This window comes from Streptomyces sp. NPDC054794 (genome assembly GCF_053611585.1).
The window spans coordinates 1-17395 of sequence record NZ_JBSHAQ010000013.1; the positions used below are offsets into that span (position 1 = coordinate 1).

Here is a 17395-nt window from a genome sequence, read left to right on the forward strand (position 1 = left end):
TTGTGTTGCCCCGCGCCGGGCCCCTTCCCCCCTGGGGGGCGCGGTCCCTTCGGGGCGCGCCGGGCGCCCCCCGGCGCGCCCCGGCGCGGGCCGGCGGTGTACCCCCCCCCGGGGGGCCCCCCCGGCGGACGGGTCCGGTCCGTCACCCTGCGAATCGGGGAATGTGGCCCATGGTGGATGAAATGGTGGATGAATACGACGTCGACGAGATCCTTCAGCAGGCTCTGGACCGGTTGACGGTCTTGGCCGACATCAACTCCGCCCTCGCCGGCACGATGGACGCGACCGAGGGGCTGCGCCGGGTGTGCCGGATCGTCGCCCACCGCATCGGCGACTCGTGCGTCATCGACCTGCTGAGCGAGGACAACGCGATCGATCGTATCCGCGTCATGCGCACGGCGGCGGGAGGCCAACTGCGAGAGGACGTGGCCCGGCTGCCGCGCCTCTCGGACACCGCCACCGGTCCACTGGCCCGCGTGCTGCGCGGCGCCGGCCCCCTGTTCCTCACCCGTACCGACCTGCGCCCGGGCCCCGAACCCGACGAGTGGGACGCGGCCCAGGCCCACTACTTCGCGGAGCAGGACGCCGCCAGCGCCGTCAGCGCCCCCGTGCGGGCGCGCCGGGAGGTCCTCGGCGCCCTCACCGTCTCCCGCTGCGGGAGCCATCCCCCGCTCGCCGCGGACTCCCTGCCCCTGATCGAGAACATCGTCCACCGCATCGGCCTGGCCGTCGACAACGCACGACTGCACCGGGAGATGGAACACATCGCCGAACGCCTCCAGCGCTCCCTGCTCCCCGAACTCCCCGTCGTCGACCACCTGACCATGGCCGCCCGCTACGTACCCTCGCACGCCACCGCGCAAGTGGGCGGCGACTGGTACGACAGCTTCCTGCTGCCCACGGGCGACACCACACTGATCATCGGCGACGTCACCGGACACGACCTCAAGGCCGCCGTCACCATGAGCTACCTGCGCAACATGCTCCGCGGCATCGCCAGCGACCGACAGGAACCACCGGCCAGGATCCTGCGCCGCCTGGACCTCGCCCAGCACAATCTCTACCCCGAGGCCACCGCCACCTGCATCTACGCCATCATCCACGGGCCGGAAGGCGGCCCCCGGCAACTCGACTACGCCCGCGCCGGCCACCTTCCGCCACTTCTGATCACCCACCAGGGAGACACCCACTACCTGAACGGCGGACACGGTCTTCCGCTCGGCGTCAGCACCGAGGTGCCGCGCTCCAGCGCCACGGAACCCCTCCCCGACCAGTCCGCCGTCCTGCTCTACACCGACGGGCTCGTCGAACGGCGGGGCGAACCCATGAACCGCAGCCTGACCCGCCTGCGCCAGCACGCCGCCGCCCTCGCCCGCGAAACCCCCGGGATCCTCTGCGACGAACTCCTGACCGGCCTGGCCCCCGACGGCACCGACGACGTCGCCCTGCTTGCCGTACGTCTCCCGCCGGCCGACCACCCTTCGTAGGGGCCGTGGGTCGGAGGGCTCGCGTGCGCTTTCACGGATCCCGAGGGGCCGGTCGCTCTGAGCGACACCGACTGCGACCTACCCCTGATCGACGTACGGAGCCGAAGCCTTTCTCCCGGGAATCCCGTTTGATGGGCCGGATAGCCGGAGTCGGCAGGGGTAGGCGTGTGAAGTGCATCGCTGACCTGACACCGGACAACGACCAGGAGTGAGCGATGTCGAACCCCCTGAACGAGTGACTGCCCAGGAAGCCGATCAGCAGGCAGCCCGCTTGGCGCTGACGGCGCAGGCCGACGGGCTGCGCCGCGAGCTGTCCGAACGCGACTCCGCGATGTCGGCCGTACGCGAGGAGTGCGATCCGGACCCGGCCGATGTCGGCCCGAAGGCGACCTCCCTTGAGCAGCTCCGGCTCCAGCACGACCGCGCCGGAGTGGCGCTCTCACGGATGCTCGCCGCACTGGATCGCCTCGACGGCCACGGCTTCGGCCTGTGCCTGGACTGCGGCCGCGCGATCGGCAGAGAACGCATGCGCGCCGTACCGCATGCGGAACGATGCGTGCAGTGCGAGGAGACCCGCTCCGGTCTCTGACGTCGACGGGGCCACAGAGTGTCCAGGTCGGTCTCCGGCCCCATTTTGCGACCATGGTGACGTGGAAGGGGATCCCGTGTTCGGCGGGGCCGAGCCGGTGGACGTGCTTGAGACGGCGCCGACGGCCCGGACGGCGGTGGCGTGGCTGCCGCCGCCGGACCTTTGGCCGGCGATCCAGGACATCCGCTGGGAGCACGATCCACAGGTACGACGATGGCCGCCGCACGTGAATCTGCTGTTCGGGTTCGTGCCGGAGGAGGAGTTCGCGCGGGCCGTACCGCTGCTGTCCGCCGCGGCGGCAGAGAGCACGGCGTTCACGGCGCGCCTGGCCGGGGTGCGGTACTTCCGGCACCGGCACTACGCGACCGTGTGGCTCGATCCGGCCGCGGCGGGCGCGGCGCCGTGGGCCCGTCTCCAGCGGGAGCTGGCGCTGCGGTTCCCGCTCTGCCAGGGGCGCGGCGGCCGGTTCACGCCGCATCTGTCCCTAGGCCGTACCCAGGACCCGAAGCACCTGGCAGCCGAGTGTGCCGTCCGGCTCGGCGCACCGTCGGCGGCGGTCGAAGAGGTGGTCTTGCTCTCCAGGCGCGGTGAGGGCCCCATGCGGCCCCGGGCCATGATCACGCTGGGCACGGGCGAGGTCCACGAACCCGTGCGCGCGTGACGCGCCGACTCCGGTCGGCCGGTGCATGCGGGTGAACTGGGCGGACGGTTGGGCGGCAGGGGGCAATAAACGCGGAGAAGCAGGCCGCCCATAGGAGAGACATGTCTCATCGCCAGCCGCCCGGGAGGCTCCCGCATACGCACCAGCCGGGACCCCGGCAGAACTGGTGGCGTCGTCACTGGAAAGCCATCACGGGCTTCATCTCCGCGGTGGCCGTGGCGAGTGTGAGCCCGCTGATCGTCGACGCGATCAGAGGTGCCACGAACAAGGTGGTCACGAATGTGGTGACGCACGGAGGGAAACCACCGTTCACGTTGACCACTCAAGTGGACGCGCCGGAGGACGCGGGATGCAGAACCTTCGCCTTCAGCTCCAATGCGCGGGTCTCGGTTCCTTCACCGACCGAAGAAGACCTGCACGAGTGGGCAACGCGCCAGGGCGGAGTAACGGCGGATACGACCACCATCCGACTCACCCTGCAAGGAAGATCCACGGACAGTGTCGTGCTGCACGCCATCCGGGTCGGCCTGGATGCGCGAAGGCAGGCCCGAGGCACCGCGTACTTTCCCCACGCGGTGGGCGGGGGCTGCGCAGGAATCCCGCAACGACGCTTCACCGTGAACTTGGACTCTCCCCAGCCAAGCGCGGTGCCGAGCGCCGGATATGACGGCTCCGCCGTCGACTTCCCGTACCGGATCTCATCAACGGAACCGGAAGTGATCGTGGTCCAGGTCGACACCGAAAAATGCGACTGCAGCTTCCACCTGGACCTTGACTGGACCAGCGGGGAACGCGAAGGGACGCTGCGAATCCGTGACGGGAAACAACCGTTTCGCGTGATCGGATCGCAGCAACTCCCGTTCTTTCAGTTGGACACGAACGGACGCTGGACACCGAGCGGGACCTGACAGCGGCACGTGGACGGCATGGCCGGCAACCTCGCCGGCAGCACGGCGGCGACTGTCACGGCCGCCGCCTGATTCACATACATCTGGTGCCAGTTCCTCCATTTCCCCACGGCAGCAGCTCAAAAGCGCATAACTTCCCCTCTCGTATGCATGTCACTGGGGGGTTCATGCCTGAGAGTCCGCAGCGTCCGCTGCGCCCGGATGAGGAAGATCTGGTCCGCTTCCACAGCGGCGACACGCTCGACAACATCCCGATCGTCTCCGTGTCCGCGTCGGATCCGGTGGGGCGGTGGTCCTGGCTTCCGCTGGCCGGCATGGCCGTCGCGGTCGCCGTGGTCAGCGGCTTCGCCGTGGCGGGAGCGATGCATCTCGCTGCAGACGACGGCAGTCGTACGGACGCGCAGGCACCTGTACAGCCAACCGAGGCCGGCACCGCCGATGCAAACCCCTCGTCTCCATCGGGCTCCTCGGTCAGTCCGTCGCCGAGCCTCAAAGCGGCTGCGCAGTCGCAACTCGAACAGGTCCGTGTCATCCAAGCCCCTGCCACCGGAGGCGACCCGGGCACCTCGTACTGCCTCGTGTACACCGGATCGGACGGCGGGGGCGTGAAGGATGCGATCCTCCTCGCGAATGCGCCCGCATATCAGTGCACGGATCTCCTTGCGTACGATCCTGACGGCGCGGGCTCGTTCTCTACAGATGTGCCGTCGTGCGAGCTGCCGGCCCGGGCAGCCGTGCTGAGCTTCGCTGAGAGCTCCGAATGGGCCGGCACCGTGTACTTCACCTGCCTGACCAGACATACGGGCGCGTGAGCCGACGTTCACCTCAGAAGATGAGCGGCACGGTGCACCCCAACGACTTCCGGGTCGGCCCGCGAGAAGTCGCGCAGCGTGAAGTCGTACAACGTGAAGTCGGCGACCGGGCGATACCCGATCCGCTGATAGAGGCCGTTGCTGGTGGAGTTGGCCAGGTCCGTGAACAGCAGGACCTCCGCCGCGCCCGCGTCCTGCGCGGCCCGGCTCACCTCGACCGTCGCCGCGCCCGCGTATCCGCGGCCGCGCAGGTGGGCCGGGGTGTAGACGGGTGCCACCCGGATCTGGCCGGCGACCATCGAGGTCAGGCCGGCCATGGCGACGGGTGTGCCATCTGGGGTCTCCCAGAACGTGGCGCCCCCGGAGGCGATGCGCGAGTCGGCCCAGGAGCCGGCGTCCGTGAGTGCGGCCTCTCCGATGGCGGCGGCGAACTCTGCGCGCCAGAGGATGAGTTGCTCGCGGTCCTGCGCACCCGCGACTCGCCCCCGGCCCTGCGGAAACGGTTCCGGTGGAGTGAGCGTGCCGAGGCGGTACAGGCGCTGCCGCTTATGTCGCGTCGTCGTCGCGCCCGTGTGCCGCTGCCACGCCTCGGCGAAGGCGACGGCGGTGTCGTGGTCCGCGCCGACACCGGGGAGAGGGTGGCCGAGACCGGCGAGGCGGGCGGCGAGAGCGTCGGCCTGCTCGGGGGTGAGGGGCGTGAGGTTCAGATGACGCGGCGGGGTGCGGAAGAAGGTGGCGCGCACCTCACCCCCTTGCTCCAGTCGGCCGAAGAGAGGGGCTTCGGGGCCGTACCCGTCCATCCCTCGTGTTCGCAGGGTCTCGGTGACCGTCAGATGGAGGGTGTGCAGCGCGGGGCGCGAGTGCAGGAAGTCTCGGGTACGGGCGAGGAAGTCGTCGAGGTCTTCGGTGAGGTGCCAGTCATCCGGGCGCATGCTTCATGATTTCTCAGGCTGTCCGCGTGCGCCTGCGATTTAGCGGCTGCCTCGCAGCCCCGGCTTCTCATCGATTGCGGACGCGGCCGCCGTCCCGGCATGGTGCGAGGCACCGTCCGCCCGTGCGGATCCCAACACCGACACGTCGGGATCGGCGAAGAAGTCGGCCTTCTCCGATCCGATCACTCCGCGCACGGTCTTCGTTGCCGTGCCCTTGTCCTCACCTTGTCGGCCTGCGACGACGGCGGCCACCACGCCACCGATCAGCAGAACCGCGAGGACTATTCCTGCGATACGTCTCACGCCGGGGAGCGTGCTCCCGGAATTCCACGTTCCCGGGTGTCCGGGGTGAACAGCAGGTAATCGGCCATTCCCGATATGCAACCGGAGTGGGCTGCTCCGGGAGTTGGGACCCCTTTGGGTCCCAAAGGGGTCCCAAAGGGGTCCCAAATGGGCCCGGATCGGGTGCGCTTACGGTCGTGGCCCTCGGCTCTCCGCGTGGTTCACGCCGATGCGGGCGGCCTTTCCCCGCTGACCGCGTCGATGAGCCTTTGCGCGGCCACCGTCGCCCCGTCCGTGCTCATCGCGCCGGCCGCGGCCCGCGCCCGCGCGCCGGTCTCGGGGCTCAGGACCGTGGTGAGCGCGGCCGACAGGGAGTCGAAGGTCGGCGTCGGACCGTCGTGTGCCGCGCCGATGCCCAACTCGGCCACCTGGGCGGCCCAGTACGGCTGGTCCGCGATCTGGGGCACCACCAGCTGAGGCGCGCCGGCCCGCGCGGCCGTGGTCGTGGTGCCGGCGCCGCCGTGGTGCACGACGGCGGCCACCCGGCCGAACAGCGCCTGCTGGTTGACCTCGCCGACGACGAAGCAGTCGTCCCGGTCGTCGACCAGGGCCAACTCGGCCCAGCCACGGGCGAGCAGGACGCGTCGGCCCTGCGCGCGGACCGCCTCGATGGCCACCCGGGCGACGTCCGCCGAGGTGTGCATGGCCATGCTGCCGAAGCCCACGTACACCGGCGGCGCACCGGCGTCCAGGAACGCCTCCAGTTCCTCGGGGAGCGGGCGCTCGTCCGGCAGGATCCACGGTCCGGACTGCACGAGGTCGAGGTCCGTCATGTTCTCCCACGGAACCAGGCTCGGCTCCGCCGCCAGCCACGGCCGGTCGGTGAAGACGTAGTCACGGACGTTGTCCAGCGGTGGCATGTCGAGCGCCGCTCGATGGCTGTTCTCCGCCTTGCCGTAGAGGTCGTTCACGCGCTGGGCGTCCTGCTCCCACAGCACCTTGAGGTCCGTCTCCTCCGGTGGGGACTGCCGACCCGGCCGCCGACCCGGAGGGAAATGGCTCGACGGCAGTCCGAGCGTGTGGAAGCACGCGAACACATAGCGGATGCCCAGATTCTCGGCCACCGACCGTGCGCCGGACGGCATCAGGCCGGTCGCCAGCAGCGCGTCACATCCCTCGGCGGCCGCGGTGAGCGTCTCGAACCGCGCGGCGACCAGTTCGGCCGCGAGCCGGAACGCGTACTCCGCCGACGGCGGCCTCTCCCCGGCCACCACGGAGCGCACCGTCGGGCCGAGCGGTACCAGCGGCAGGCCGACACGAGCCAGCAGCGCCACGAACTCCTCGTCCGGCGGCGCGCACACCCGCACCTGCGCACCGAGCCCGCGCAACGCCACCGCGAGTCCCACCACCGGCTCGACGTCCCCGCGCGATCCCCACGTCGACAACACCACACGCATGTCGCAAATCCCCCATATCCGCAGGTTCTGGCTTCGGTCGACCATCTTGCGGCACGACCGGGGCCTTGCCGCAAGCCCCCCGGTGCGCTATAAGTTGAGAGTGGCAAGGAGTCGGATCTCCTTGCCTTTGCTATTTGCGCACTTTGTCGCCCACTGCGGGTGGACTGTCTCCCTCCGAAGGCGCGACCTGTGAAAATCACCTCGGCCGCGGACGCCGACATGGAAATCTTCCTCGCCGTGCTGGGGGCGTACCTGGGAGAAATCGGTGCGGAAACGACGATTGATCTCTACGTAGACTTCGCTATCACTGAGCCTGAACCTCGCCGTCTCTTCGAGGAGCTGCGGGGTGTCGCCCGTGCTCAGAGCACGAACCCGGGACGCCGCCGCAAAGGCGACCTGTACATGGCCGTACCGCTGGATCTCGCCACGGAAGAGGGCGTCATCTACTTCTCACGACTCGCCCACCGCACCATCGACTGCGAGTCGGTCCTCGACAATCAGTTGATCTTCTCCACGGTGGAGAACGAGCGAATCGTGTGTCTGGAACTCCCGGAGCGGCAGATCGAAGTCCTTGAGCCGAAGGCCCGCCGAGCCGGCGCGACGACCCTGTCTCGCCTTGGCTGACGTGCACGTTGTCCAGCGCGGTTGAGGATGCGCGCGGCCGGCGCGACCTCCACCTCCACCCTGGCGATGACTCCCCGCATCGTCGTGGGGAGGCTGAGTAAGATCCACCGCATGCCCTGGATACGACGCCGTGCGCGTGCTGCCGAGCCGCCTGAGGAACGTCTGCCCGACCTTGAGTTCCTCGCCCTGGTGAAGGCGAGCCTTGAGGCGTACGCGCCGGGTGTCACAGAGGGCGCCGAGCTGAAGGGCAATTCGCTGCTCAGCCCGCGCGGATGGGCGGTGGCCGTGGCGCCGCCCCACCATGGGGGCGGCGGCCACTACGACCTCGTCGCGCTGCCGGACGTGACTGTCCAGCAGGACGTGCCGTGCTTCATGGACTGTGTCGTGGCGATGTCCGGCAATCCCCGGCAGGCGGCCGACGCGTGGGTGCAGACCGCCGGCGCGTGCCTGCTCGAACTCCTCGACCCGCGCGGCCGCTTCGCGGACCACGTGAGCCCCGTTGAGGAGCGCGGCGTTCCCGGCTGGCACTCGATCACCTCCGGTGCGGCCGGCTTCGGGCTCGAAGCCGCCGAGAACCGGCGCCTGCAGACGGCTCTGCTGCTTGCGAACGTGCTGTGCTCTCCGACGCCGGACGCCCGGAGGAGGCCGTCGCGCTCCTGGACCCGACCGTCCCGGCCCACCGGACCGCCCTCGGCACACACCTCATGAGAGCCGGCCGCATCAAAGAAGGCGTGGCCCTGTTCCACCAACCGCCAAGGCCCGTAGAGCCTTTCCGCTGGACCAGCGAGGATCCGGCGTTCCCATGACCATCTCGTTCCGCATCGGCCGAATCCTCGGTGACCGTCCCTTCGCCGAGGTCGGTGATCCCGTCCTCGCCGTCGATGACGAGGACCGTGGCCTGCTTGCAGTGGCAGGCACGTGCGTGGCTGTGGCGGGCATGCAAGAGTTCGGCAGTACAGCGCCGGTCGGCGTCTATGCCACCGATGATCTGGCGTGCCGGGCGCTTCTCCGCGCGCGCTACCCCGTGCACGCGATGGCTTTCCACCCCACGCTGCCCTTCCTTGCGGTCGGCACCGGTAATTACGACGGCGGCTACTTCTTCGAAGGGGAACTGCTGCTGCTGGACCTGGAGGCGGGCACGACCACCTCGCTCATCGAGCACGAGCTCGGACGCCAGGTCCTGGGCCTGGAATGGCTCAGCGAACAAGAACTACGGGTGCTGATGGCCCCGTCCGACGACTGGCAGGACAAAGACGCGTGGAGCGAGGGGCAGGTCGCGGTGGTGTACCGCCCCGACTGGAGGGCCGTACCGCCCCGGTCGCTCACCGGGCACGACCTGGCCGGACCACGGGTGGCTGCCCCGCGAGCCGACCGCCGAGATGATGCCCGCCAGACCGTCTCCGGTCTGAGTACGCACTGGGATCCGCGACGCAACGTCCGCGCGGTCGAGGCACTGTCCGACGGCAGGATCGTGGCGACGCTCGACGGGGTCCGGCTGGAGTCCTGGCTGCCCTCGGGGCAACGGCAGTGGGTTGTTCGTGACGACGCCGGCGGCGGCCGTGACGTGGTGATCGCCGGAGATGAGCGATCGGCTTGGGTCGGTCTGGTGCGGCCTCCGTGGGAGGAACGCGCGCAGGCCGTGCTCCGGCTCGCGCTCCAGGACGGAGCCCAGCTCGACCACCTCACTCCCTCCGGCTCGGTGTCCCTGGTGCGATGCGCTGACGGCCTGCCGGCCCTCGCACCCGCCGGGCAGAGAGGAGAGCGGAGCAGGCTGCGGATCCGGCGTGGCAGCCGGATCTACTTCCGGGAAACCGTTCGCGCGAAGGGCGAACAGCACCTTGGACCGGTTGAAACCTGGCTCGCGGCAGCGGAGTTGGAGTCCATACCGCTTGCCGAACGTCCGCGTGAGCCGACGGCAGCGGAGACCACTCGCTTGTTTCCCTACTCCTGGACGCCAGGTGAGTCCCACTTCGCCGGCCCCGGCGTGGAGACCTCGGACGGTGACCTGATTCATGCCGGCACCGTCTATCACGGCCACGGGTTGCAGCCCGGCGGCTCGTTCGTCGTACGGCGCGAGGTGACCGGCGGGCAGCCGACCTGGGTCTTTCGCGCAGACCGGAAGGCCACGGACCTCGATCACGACACGAAGACCGTCTACGTCACATACGACGACGGCGAGATCGTCGGACTCGACCTCCGGGACGGCAGCGTACGTTGGCGCCGACACCTCACTGTCGGCGCAGTCCCCGTCGTTGCGTCAGCCCTGACAGTTGCCGAGCCCGGACGACTCCTCATCGGCACCACCGATGGACGACTACTGGACTGCTCTACCGTCTAGGCGGTGCCCGCACTGTCCAGGCCCTGGCATCAGAACGCGTTGATGGCAGCAGGTGATGTCGGCAAGCTGGACGCAGAGCCTGCTGTAGTCGACGAGGGACCAGATCGCACAGCCCCATGTCAAGAGCGGTGCAACAGACGGAGGATAGTTAGGGGTTCGGCGCCGGGCCAGGTACTCCTCCAGGAGCCGACGGCTGTCGCTGAAGCTGTACGCCGTGTCGGTAAGGGACAATGCCTCACCCCAGCGACCAAACCCACCGTCAGCGACTTCGAGATACATCCGCTTGAGGAGCGGCGGCATCGGATGCCCGACGGCCTCCTCAAGTTCGGCCACAGCCTCAGGGGGCGCGGGCGGCGGCAGCTCGCCGTCCGCATCCTCTTCTCGGATCCTGTTGATGATCTCGTCGTCGGTCATACCGCCATGCGTAGCAGCTGCCACTGACAGCCTGATCATGCGAGGCGGGGTCGCGCAGCGCATCGCCTTCTGGACCGCCAGTGTGGGCCTGACGCTAGGCGGATGCCTGGTCAAGAGTCTTGTCCGTGGCGCCTGGCCTGGGGACACCGTCGACCGACACGCAGATGCCGAAGACGCGATCACGGCTGGTCCAGCCGTTGATGTGGCCCCGGTTGTTGCTGATCTGAACCCGCTTCCTGGCCGGGTCCACGGACGACACCAAGTGCAGGTACACCGTTCCGGCGACACGGGCCAGGACGATGTCTCCAACCTTCAGCTTTGACGGGTCGACGGGAGCGACGACCACCTGCTGGCGACTGTGAATCAAGGGGACCATCGAGGAGCCACTGGGCCGGAACTTCACGGTCAGTCCGCTGGAAACCCTGTCGGCCACTGCATCCAATGCGCCCATCTGTCGATCGTGGCAGACATGGCGGGCTCACCCCACCGATTTGTGTCCTGCCCTCTCATCAACGAGGCGAACGCTTCCGATGCGGAACCCGAATGTCGCCGTTCGCATGCTCGAACGGGAGCGCTTGTCTCCCGGCGTCGTGTCAGCGGCGCTGAGTGTATGGTCCGTGCGGGTCCACGGGATCAAGCGTCGGTGGAGGCGCTGGGAGGCCGAGTTCACCTGTCCGTGCTGTGGTGAGGGCTGGGCCCGGGACAGGCTGCAAGAGGCTCTGTCTCTGCTCCCGCCGAGAGCCGCCACGGACCTTCGAGTGCAGGTCGAGCGTCTGGACGTGATCCTGCTCGGGCGAACACACCATGAGCCTCTGGCTGATCCGGATTCGGCCTGGTGGCATCGTAGATGTCGACTGTGTCGCTGTCGCTGCCAGCAGCGATCACCAGGCGTCGTCGTTGTGGGCGAGCTTCCAGAGTCGGTCCGAGGACGGGTAGGCGGTGTCGAGGTAGAGCGTCTCGTATCTGTCGTTCTCGGCGTATTGCCTGATGGTCAGGGCGACGTCGCGGTTGAGGACCGGTCGCCAGATCCACCAACCGGTCTGGGTGTCACCGACTCGCTCCGCCTCAAGGCTCCACTTCTGATTGTCCGAGTCGTTGCAGGTCCTCACGGTCACGCCGCCACCGCGGGTGGGGTTCGTGTCGACCGGCTGAAGACACTTGTTCGCGGCCCGGTTCTTCAGCTTGAAGGTCCACTCGCCTTCCGCGTACGAACCGTGGCCGTCCCACGCCTCGGTGGTGAAGGCGAACGCGGGATCGCGCAAGGCGACCGGGACCGAGCCGTCGGTGACATGGTCCAGGAAGAGGGCCAGCCGACCGCCGCTCGCCTTGTTGATGAGGTCCTCGTTCGGGAAGTCGTCGGCGGCCGCAGGGGGCGCCGTTGTAAGGGTCAGCGCGGCGACGGAGATGCCAGTGGCGCAGGCGGACAGGACACGACGGCAAGCTGACATGGTGTTGTCGCCTTTCGCGGGACGTAGGGCTTGGCCAACAGGTCGTGAGGGTTCATTTCCGTTGTTGGGCCACATATCAACGTGGACGCGCCGCCGTTCACTTGAACGGAGTTGCGCCGGGCCACATGGCCTACACGAGAGTTGCACCGATCCGTGACGGCACGGGAAGCGCTGGTCCGGGGCTGCGGCAGGAGACGTCGGGGGCATGGAGCCGACCGACAGTCCTGCGGCGTGAGCAAGCGCTTAGTAGAATCACCGGCGGGTAGTCCACAGGGCAGGGAGGGGCAGTCGTGTCGACGTCAGAAGCCGAGGCCTTCTACGAGCGGGAGGCCGACGATCGGTTCCTCCCCACCGCCAACACCCGGGGACCGTGGGACGTCGGCTCCCAGCACGCGGGGCCGCCGGCCGCGCTGCTCGGTCTGGCCGTCGAGCAGCGGCCGGGCGGACGGCCGGACATGCGGGTCGCCCGGCTCACGTACGAGATCATGCGCCCGGTTCCGCTACAGCCGCTGGCCGTTGCCACGCGCGTGCTGCGCGCCGGGCGCAGCGTCGAGCTGGTGGAGGCGGCTCTGACACCCGACGGCGGGCAGGAGGTGATGCGGGTGACGGCCCTGCTGATGAAGACCGTGCCGGACTCGGTACCGCAGGTGTCACCGGGCCGGCAGGTGCCGGGACCCGGGGCCGTACTCCCGAAGGCGTTCTTCCCGGTCCCGTGGGAGCAGGGCTACCACACCGCCATGGAAGTACGCTTCGCCGCCGGTTCCTTCCTGGAGCCCGGGCCGGGCACGGCGTGGATGCGGATGCGGGTTCCCCTGGTCGCCGGAGAGGAGATCACACCGCTCAGCCGCGTGCTGACGGCAGCCGACTCGGGCAACGGTGTCAGCGCCGCTCTGGACTTCCACCGCTACGTCTTCATCAACGCCGACCTCACCGTCAGCCTGCACCGCCACCCCGAGGGCGAATGGGTCTGCCTGGACGCCCGGACCATGGTCGACGGCGCGGGCATCGGCCTCGCCGAGTCCGCCCTGCACGACGAGAAGGGCCCGCTGGGCCGCAGCACCCAGAGCCTGTACGTGGCCCCGCGTAGCTGACGCAGGCGGCCACGCACCGAGCCGGTGGCCGATGTACTCGGGTGGAACTGAGTACTTGCGCTCTCCCCGGCGACGGTACGAGCCGGAACGCTGGGGCTATGAGCCAAGGAACACTGAAGCCCGTTGCCCAGCTGTTGTCGATCCCCGTGCAGGCCGGGGTCACGGCCGCGTTGTGGGCTGCCTGGCTGGGCTGGGACCAGCATCGCGACGTGCACCCTGACGGTACGACGACCGGTCCGTACGAGGCGTGGCAGGTGATCGGGCTGGTGCTGACGCTGCTGGCACCGGTGTGCTGGGCGGCGGCTCGGCGATACTTCACGGGCGCTGTGCTCGGTACCACGGTGGGCCTGACCGTGGCGGCCTTCTACGACTGGTCGGACGACTCCAGCGGCCTGTTCGTGATCGGTGTGGGGCTGGTCGCGCTGGGAAGCCTCGTCGCGACTTCCGTGGTTACCGCGCTGATCGCCGCTGCCATGCGAGACGCATGACGGATCTGATCGCGATGGCGCGCCGCCCTTTTTTCGAAGCCAGGAGGGTGTGTTTATGGTGGGGCGAGCCAGGCAGCGGCTGGACTCGGTTCGGTTTCCGGCATTCCCCGTCACGGGACGTTGATTTCAGTCCAATGAATTTTTGCGAGACCTGTCATCCGAAGTGCCCAATAAAAGTTGCGCCACTCGAACGGCGGACGTGACATGCAACCGCTTGTCGTGTCCGGAAGCCTAGGATCCGTCACCGGACAGCGGGACATCGTCGCCTTGCCCGAGACGGGCGGGCCGATTCGAGGACCGAAGGAGACGGGATGTCGCATGGCGCAGGTAGAACTCGTTGGAAGCGCTTCGCGGCGATTCTGGTTCTCGGCGTCGCGTCCAGCGCGACGGTCGCCGTTGCCATGGCAGAGGGAGTACTCGCCGCCTCGTTCTTCATCTCCGGCCAGAAATTCCAGGTAGCCGCGGACAAGATGGTCACCCGAGGAGTCAGCATCTACGGCATGGTCGACGTGACCAGCCAGCGCGAACTCGTGCCCGTCGTCGTCACGGGAGCCCGGCACGCGAAGATCACCGGGCTGTGCCAGTCCGTTCTGATCGATGTGCCGGTGCTGGGCCCGCAGACGCTGCGGGTCACCGGCGGCAATGTACGGCCGGCACAGGCATCGAACCTGTTTCTCGACGCGACGAGCCAGACGGCCGATGAGGTGGATTTCACGAGCCTGGACATCGGCATCGCGACAGGGGAGATCACCAAGGGATTGATCAATCCCGGGGACAGGCACTCGCGGTTCTTCGACCCCAACGGTGTGGGCCAGCAGGCCGACTCGTCCACCCTGATCAATGTGCACTGGACCGCGGTCGCGGTCACCGCCGGCACGTTCAGCGTTCCCGGCCTGCGCACCCAGGTCGAGCAAGGCCGCCACGAGTGCTTCTGAGCCCACCACAGGGGCTTGTGAGCCTTGTGCGCGGAGTACGGGATGAGCGGGCCGCCGTCGGCCTCACACGCTCACACGCTCGAAGCGGACGCCGCAGTGCCGATCAGGGACGGGACACGTGATCACCAACTTCTTGGGCCGGAAACGCGAACTGCGCGTTGCGGCGGCAGACTTCCGATACAGGTTCAGAATCTGGCGAGGCGTACGACCCTTCTGGGCCGCGCTGTTCACGTTCATGGCCGGCCTGCCGATCCTGTATTGGCCTTACGCGCACCTGGACTTGAACGGCATTCCACTGGCCCTGTCGACTACGTCCGGCGCCGGATCCCTGGTGATCGGCCTGCTCTTCATGGTCCTCGGGTTCGGTCTCTGCTACCGCCCCGCACTTCGGGTATTCGCCGGCATCGCCACCCTGTTGCTCGCCCTCATTTCCTTTCCCGTGGCGAACTTCGGCGGCCTGTTCCTCGGACTGTTCTCCGGCCTGATCGGCGGCTCTCTGGCCTGTTCCTGGATGCCAGCCGTCTCCGCCGAGCCGTCGGCCACGACGACGGAATCCCTGTCCTCGGTCGACGCGGCAGCAGAGAGCCGACGAGACATCTGACAATGGCGCGACGCGCACCGTGGCCGCGCACTCGCCTCGCCTCACCCGGCCAGCGCCTGCCCGAAAAGGCGACACCGACCCTGCCCGACATCCCGGCCGCAGTGAGCGGCCCGGATGCGGCGCTGAGGTCGGTGTCGCCCCGGCGCTTCTACCAAGCCACCGGCAACTCCAGCGGAAAACGCCTGATCGTCGCCGTGTCCCACCGCAGCTCCTCCGGCGGCACGGCGAGCCGCAGCCCGGGGAACCTCTCCACGAGCCGCCCGATGGCCACTTCGAGTTCCGCCATGCCCAAAGGCATCGCGATGCACCGGTGGCCACCCCAGCCGAACGTCATGTGCGGAGCGCTGGGCCGGTCGGGGTCGATGACGTGTGGGTCTTCGTAGCGCTCGGGGTCACGGTTGGCCGTCAGGTACGACACGTGGACGAAGTCGCCCGCCCGGATGAGAGCACCGTCCAGCTCCACGTCCTCAAGGGCCACCCGGGGAATTCCGACCCCCTTGCGGAACGGGATGCAGCGGAGCATTTCATGCAGGACATCGGTCAGCGTCTCCGGCCGGCTCCTGAGGCGTTCCATCAGGCCGGGACGCGTCAGGAGCAGGTAGGTGATGTCGCTGATGTGGCAGGTCGCCGTGTCCTGGCCACTGAGCGCCAGCATCAGCGTCATGACCGCCAGTTCCCTGTCGTCGAGCTGCTCCTTGCCCTCCCGCGCCGCGGCCATGGCGCTGATGATGTCCTCGCCGGGCGAGTGGCGGCGCTGCTCGACGAGTTTGGCGAAGTAGGCCGTCAGGTCGGCCTTCGCACTCGCGGCGGCCTCCTTGTTGTCCGGGCCGACGACGAGGAGTTGGTGCACCGACTCCTGGATGCGGGGCCATTCCTCCTGCTCGATGCCGAGGAGGTCCAGGACGGTGTGCTGGGGAAGCGGGTCGGAGAGGAACTGGACCAGATCGGCCGGCGGTCCCTGTCTTTCCATGGCGTCGAGCAGGAGGTCCGTGAGCCGGGTGATCCGGGGCCGCATGGCGTCGACCTGCGGCTGAGTGAAAGCCTGTGAGGCCAGGTGGCGGACGCGGCTGCTCTGCGGCGGGTCCATCACGTTGATCGACTCGGGCGAGACGATGGGCTCCGGCGTCATGCGGGGGTAGTTGAGGCCGATGATGCCCGCCCGACTGAAGCGATGGTCGGTGGTCACCTGTTTGACGGATTCGAAGCCGGTGATCAGCCAGGCGTCCGCATCGCCGTAGGGGAGCCGGATGCGTGCGGGGGTATTGCGACCCATCAGGTCCGCGAGCACAGGGTCGAACTCCAGGGCTTCGCTGAAGTCGAATGGGCAGGTGATTGCCTCGTTGTTCGCGGTCATCGGTGGGCTCCTCCGGGATGGGTACGACGTTGGTGGCGTCCACAGCCCGGTGTATGGCCGCGGTGGGCCTGACGGGATCGCCGTCGGCCCAGTAGTGGACGAAGTGCAGGCGTGGTTCGTCGGTCGGGTTGTGTTCGGGCACCTCGACGAGTTCGACGCCGCCACACCGCAGGGCCGCGAGGACGGGCCGGAGACCTCGTTGGCGATCATCGAAGCACGAGAGACCGCATGGCTCGGTGACCAGCACCGTCACATGCGGCCAGCTGGGCTAAGCAGCTGCCGCCTTTGGAGTCGGGCGGGAGGGCAGCTCGCCGCGCGAGTCTGATCGCGTCCCTTCGGGCGGCCCAGGGTTCTGACTGGCGCTCACGCCAGAACACCTGTCCGCACGGTGCGATGATCTGCGCATGGACTTCGTGGCCGAGCTGGCGGTACTGGCGGTGACAGGAAGAATGGGATCCCTGAGCTACGGTGCTTCCCTGCCCGACCTGGTCGCCGCCTACGGCGAACCCGTGGCGTACGGGCGCGTCCACAAGCAGTCCCGCCGGCCGCACTGGTTCGGCTTCGGCAGCCTGCAGATGGTCTTCTGCCGATGCCGCCGACTGGACTCCATGATCATTCCAGCCTGGCGCGAGGAGCTGGAACTCCCCGGTCCCCGGCCCCGGTGAGCTGCGAAAGGTCGACTCCCGCATCACCGAAGGGGCCCTGGCCGCCGCGATCACCGACGTCGGCGGTCGCTGGCGGACCGTGGAGTACGAAAACCTCACGAACCAGCGGAGCCTGGAGACCGAACCGATCAACGACGTACGTGTGGGTTTCGCCTTCACCGACCGGCAAAGCTACGACTCGCCGCCGCTCGACGACTGGATCCTGAACAAGGTCGATGTCCGGGGCTTCGCCCACGGCCCATGCCCCGAACCTGATCGCAGCCTCCCCGACGACGGCTACGGCGTCCAGGAGCCGTCCGGCAGTTGATG

General features: G+C 68.5%; 21 protein-coding genes and 1 pseudogene. 14 read left to right on the forward strand and 8 right to left on the reverse strand.

The annotated features are described in order from the left end of the window. The first annotated feature begins 182 nt into the window (after window positions 1-182). The 5 genes from ACWGKT_RS15720 to ACWGKT_RS15740 all read left to right on the forward strand — a co-directional run bounded on the left by ACWGKT_RS15720 (window position 183) and on the right by ACWGKT_RS15740 (window position 4457). Window positions 183-1487 carry a PP2C family protein-serine/threonine phosphatase gene (locus ACWGKT_RS15720; RefSeq protein WP_453274032.1) on the forward strand — a complete coding sequence of 435 codons (1305 nt, stop codon included), beginning with the start codon at window positions 183-185 and terminating at the stop codon, window positions 1485-1487. 235 nt (window positions 1488-1722) lie between these two features. After that, a complete protein-coding gene (locus ACWGKT_RS15725) occupies window positions 1723-2076 on the forward strand; it encodes a TraR/DksA family transcriptional regulator (protein ID WP_453274033.1) in 354 nt (117 codons plus the stop codon). Window positions 2077-2137: 61 nt separating this feature from the next. Next, entirely contained in the window at window positions 2138-2737 is a 600-nt protein-coding gene (locus ACWGKT_RS15730) for a 2'-5' RNA ligase family protein (RefSeq protein WP_453274034.1), read from the forward strand. A gap of 101 nt (window positions 2738-2838) precedes the next feature. Further along, window positions 2839-3645 carry a hypothetical protein gene (locus ACWGKT_RS15735; protein WP_453274035.1) on the forward strand — a complete coding sequence of 269 codons (807 nt, stop codon included), beginning with the start codon at window positions 2839-2841 and terminating at the stop codon, window positions 3643-3645. Between the two features lie 167 nt (window positions 3646-3812). After that, window positions 3813-4457: a hypothetical protein gene (locus ACWGKT_RS15740; protein ID WP_453274036.1), complete on the forward strand. Its 645-nt coding sequence runs from the start codon at window positions 3813-3815 to the stop codon at window positions 4455-4457. Between the two features lie 8 nt (window positions 4458-4465). On the opposite strand, the gene ACWGKT_RS15745 is transcribed toward ACWGKT_RS15740, so the two are convergent. The 3 genes from ACWGKT_RS15745 to ACWGKT_RS15755 form a co-directional block, all read right to left on the reverse strand. Continuing rightward, window positions 4466-5389, reverse strand: coding sequence for a GNAT family N-acetyltransferase (locus ACWGKT_RS15745; protein ID WP_453274037.1), 924 nt, complete (start codon window positions 5387-5389; stop codon window positions 4466-4468). A 39-nt stretch (window positions 5390-5428) separates the two neighbouring features. Beyond that, window positions 5429-5692 (reverse strand): hypothetical protein, encoded by a 264-nt coding sequence (locus ACWGKT_RS15750; protein ID WP_453274209.1) that lies wholly within the window; start codon window positions 5690-5692, stop codon window positions 5429-5431. Window positions 5693-5892: 200 nt separating this feature from the next. Further along, window positions 5893-7128, reverse strand: coding sequence for a glycosyltransferase (locus ACWGKT_RS15755; RefSeq protein ID WP_453274038.1), 1236 nt, complete (start codon window positions 7126-7128; stop codon window positions 5893-5895). Window positions 7129-7317: 189 nt separating this feature from the next. Between ACWGKT_RS15755 and ACWGKT_RS15760 the strand changes: the two genes are divergently transcribed. The 3 genes from ACWGKT_RS15760 to ACWGKT_RS15770 all read left to right on the forward strand — a co-directional run bounded on the left by ACWGKT_RS15760 (window position 7318) and on the right by ACWGKT_RS15770 (window position 10090). Next, on the forward strand, window positions 7318-7752 hold the full coding sequence (locus ACWGKT_RS15760) for a hypothetical protein (RefSeq protein ID WP_453274039.1): 435 nt from the start codon (window positions 7318-7320) through the stop codon (window positions 7750-7752). Window positions 7753-7863: 111 nt separating this feature from the next. Beyond that, on the forward strand, window positions 7864-8460 hold the full coding sequence (locus ACWGKT_RS15765; RefSeq protein WP_453274040.1) for a DUF6348 family protein: 597 nt from the start codon (window positions 7864-7866) through the stop codon (window positions 8458-8460). Window positions 8461-8554: 94 nt separating this feature from the next. After that, the gene (locus tag ACWGKT_RS15770) at window positions 8555-10090 is read left to right on the forward strand and encodes a PQQ-binding-like beta-propeller repeat protein (RefSeq protein WP_453274041.1); all 1536 of its coding nucleotides are present in this window, start codon (window positions 8555-8557) and stop codon (window positions 10088-10090) included. On the opposite strand, the gene ACWGKT_RS15775 is transcribed toward ACWGKT_RS15770, so the two are convergent. From ACWGKT_RS15775 to ACWGKT_RS15785, 3 genes are all read right to left on the reverse strand, one after another. Beyond that, the gene (locus tag ACWGKT_RS15775; protein WP_453274042.1) at window positions 10067-10504 is read right to left on the reverse strand and encodes a hypothetical protein; all 438 of its coding nucleotides are present in this window, start codon (window positions 10502-10504) and stop codon (window positions 10067-10069) included. The two genes, ACWGKT_RS15770 and ACWGKT_RS15775, sit on opposite strands and share 24 nt — an antisense overlap. Window positions 10505-10598: 94 nt before the next feature. After that, window positions 10599-10955: a S24/S26 family peptidase gene (locus ACWGKT_RS15780; RefSeq protein WP_453274043.1), complete on the reverse strand. Its 357-nt coding sequence runs from the start codon at window positions 10953-10955 to the stop codon at window positions 10599-10601. A 430-nt stretch (window positions 10956-11385) separates the two neighbouring features. After that, window positions 11386-11952, reverse strand: coding sequence for an RICIN domain-containing protein (locus tag ACWGKT_RS15785; RefSeq protein ID WP_453274044.1), 567 nt, complete (start codon window positions 11950-11952; stop codon window positions 11386-11388). A gap of 290 nt (window positions 11953-12242) precedes the next feature. Between ACWGKT_RS15785 and ACWGKT_RS15790 the strand changes: the two genes are divergently transcribed. From ACWGKT_RS15790 to ACWGKT_RS15805, 4 genes are all read left to right on the forward strand, one after another. Continuing rightward, window positions 12243-13043 carry a thioesterase family protein gene (locus tag ACWGKT_RS15790; RefSeq protein ID WP_453274045.1) on the forward strand — a complete coding sequence of 267 codons (801 nt, stop codon included), beginning with the start codon at window positions 12243-12245 and terminating at the stop codon, window positions 13041-13043. 98 nt (window positions 13044-13141) lie between these two features. Further along, window positions 13142-13531 carry a hypothetical protein gene (locus ACWGKT_RS15795; RefSeq protein WP_453274046.1) on the forward strand — a complete coding sequence of 130 codons (390 nt, stop codon included), beginning with the start codon at window positions 13142-13144 and terminating at the stop codon, window positions 13529-13531. A gap of 311 nt (window positions 13532-13842) precedes the next feature. Next, window positions 13843-14466, forward strand: a complete 624-nt coding sequence (locus tag ACWGKT_RS15800) for a DUF6230 family protein (RefSeq protein ID WP_453274047.1) — start codon at window positions 13843-13845, stop codon at window positions 14464-14466. Between the two features lie 118 nt (window positions 14467-14584). Beyond that, window positions 14585-15067, forward strand: coding sequence for a DUF6114 domain-containing protein (locus ACWGKT_RS15805; RefSeq protein WP_453274048.1), 483 nt, complete (start codon window positions 14585-14587; stop codon window positions 15065-15067). A 148-nt stretch (window positions 15068-15215) separates the two neighbouring features. On the opposite strand, the gene ACWGKT_RS15810 is transcribed toward ACWGKT_RS15805, so the two are convergent. Continuing rightward, the gene (locus ACWGKT_RS15810) at window positions 15216-16421 is read right to left on the reverse strand and encodes a cytochrome P450 (protein WP_453274049.1); all 1206 of its coding nucleotides are present in this window, start codon (window positions 16419-16421) and stop codon (window positions 15216-15218) included. Window positions 16422-16470: 49 nt separating this feature from the next. Continuing rightward, window positions 16471-16674 (reverse strand): annotated as a pseudogene (locus tag ACWGKT_RS15815) (DUF1259 domain-containing protein); the annotation flags it as partial. Window positions 16675-16825: 151 nt separating this feature from the next. Here ACWGKT_RS15815 and ACWGKT_RS15820 point away from each other — a divergent pair. Beyond that, window positions 16826-17086, forward strand: a complete 261-nt coding sequence (locus tag ACWGKT_RS15820) for a hypothetical protein (protein WP_453274050.1) — start codon at window positions 16826-16828, stop codon at window positions 17084-17086. A gap of 79 nt (window positions 17087-17165) precedes the next feature. Continuing rightward, window positions 17166-17393 (forward strand): hypothetical protein, encoded by a 228-nt coding sequence (locus tag ACWGKT_RS15825; RefSeq protein ID WP_453274051.1) that lies wholly within the window; start codon window positions 17166-17168, stop codon window positions 17391-17393. The last annotated feature ends 2 nt before the right edge of the window (window positions 17394-17395 follow it).

Bases quoted from the DNA above. Each gene is read 5' to 3' on its own strand.
- ACWGKT_RS15720 (WP_453274032.1), top strand. From the start codon at position 183: ATGGTGGATGAATACGACGTCGACGAGATCCTTCAGCAGGCTCTGGAC.
- ACWGKT_RS15735 (WP_453274035.1), top strand. From the start codon at position 2,839: ATGTCTCATCGCCAGCCGCCCGGGAGGCTCCCGCATACGCACCAGCCG.
- ACWGKT_RS15740 (WP_453274036.1), top strand. From the start codon at position 3,813: ATGCCTGAGAGTCCGCAGCGTCCGCTGCGCCCGGATGAGGAAGATCTG.
- ACWGKT_RS15745 (WP_453274037.1), bottom strand. From the start codon at position 5,389: ATGCGCCCGGATGACTGGCACCTCACCGAAGACCTCGACGACTTCCTC.
- ACWGKT_RS15755 (WP_453274038.1), bottom strand. From the start codon at position 7,128: ATGCGTGTGGTGTTGTCGACGTGGGGATCGCGCGGGGACGTCGAGCCG.
- ACWGKT_RS15765 (WP_453274040.1), top strand. From the start codon at position 7,864: ATGCCCTGGATACGACGCCGTGCGCGTGCTGCCGAGCCGCCTGAGGAA.
- ACWGKT_RS15770 (WP_453274041.1), top strand. From the start codon at position 8,555: ATGACCATCTCGTTCCGCATCGGCCGAATCCTCGGTGACCGTCCCTTC.
- ACWGKT_RS15775 (WP_453274042.1), bottom strand. From the start codon at position 10,504: ATGACCGACGACGAGATCATCAACAGGATCCGAGAAGAGGATGCGGAC.
- ACWGKT_RS15780 (WP_453274043.1), bottom strand. From the start codon at position 10,955: ATGGGCGCATTGGATGCAGTGGCCGACAGGGTTTCCAGCGGACTGACC.
- ACWGKT_RS15785 (WP_453274044.1), bottom strand. From the start codon at position 11,952: ATGTCAGCTTGCCGTCGTGTCCTGTCCGCCTGCGCCACTGGCATCTCC.
- ACWGKT_RS15795 (WP_453274046.1), top strand. From the start codon at position 13,142: ATGAGCCAAGGAACACTGAAGCCCGTTGCCCAGCTGTTGTCGATCCCC.
- ACWGKT_RS15800 (WP_453274047.1), top strand. From the start codon at position 13,843: ATGTCGCATGGCGCAGGTAGAACTCGTTGGAAGCGCTTCGCGGCGATT.
- ACWGKT_RS15810 (WP_453274049.1), bottom strand. From the start codon at position 16,421: ATGACCGCGAACAACGAGGCAATCACCTGCCCATTCGACTTCAGCGAA.
- ACWGKT_RS15820 (WP_453274050.1), top strand. From the start codon at position 16,826: ATGGACTTCGTGGCCGAGCTGGCGGTACTGGCGGTGACAGGAAGAATG.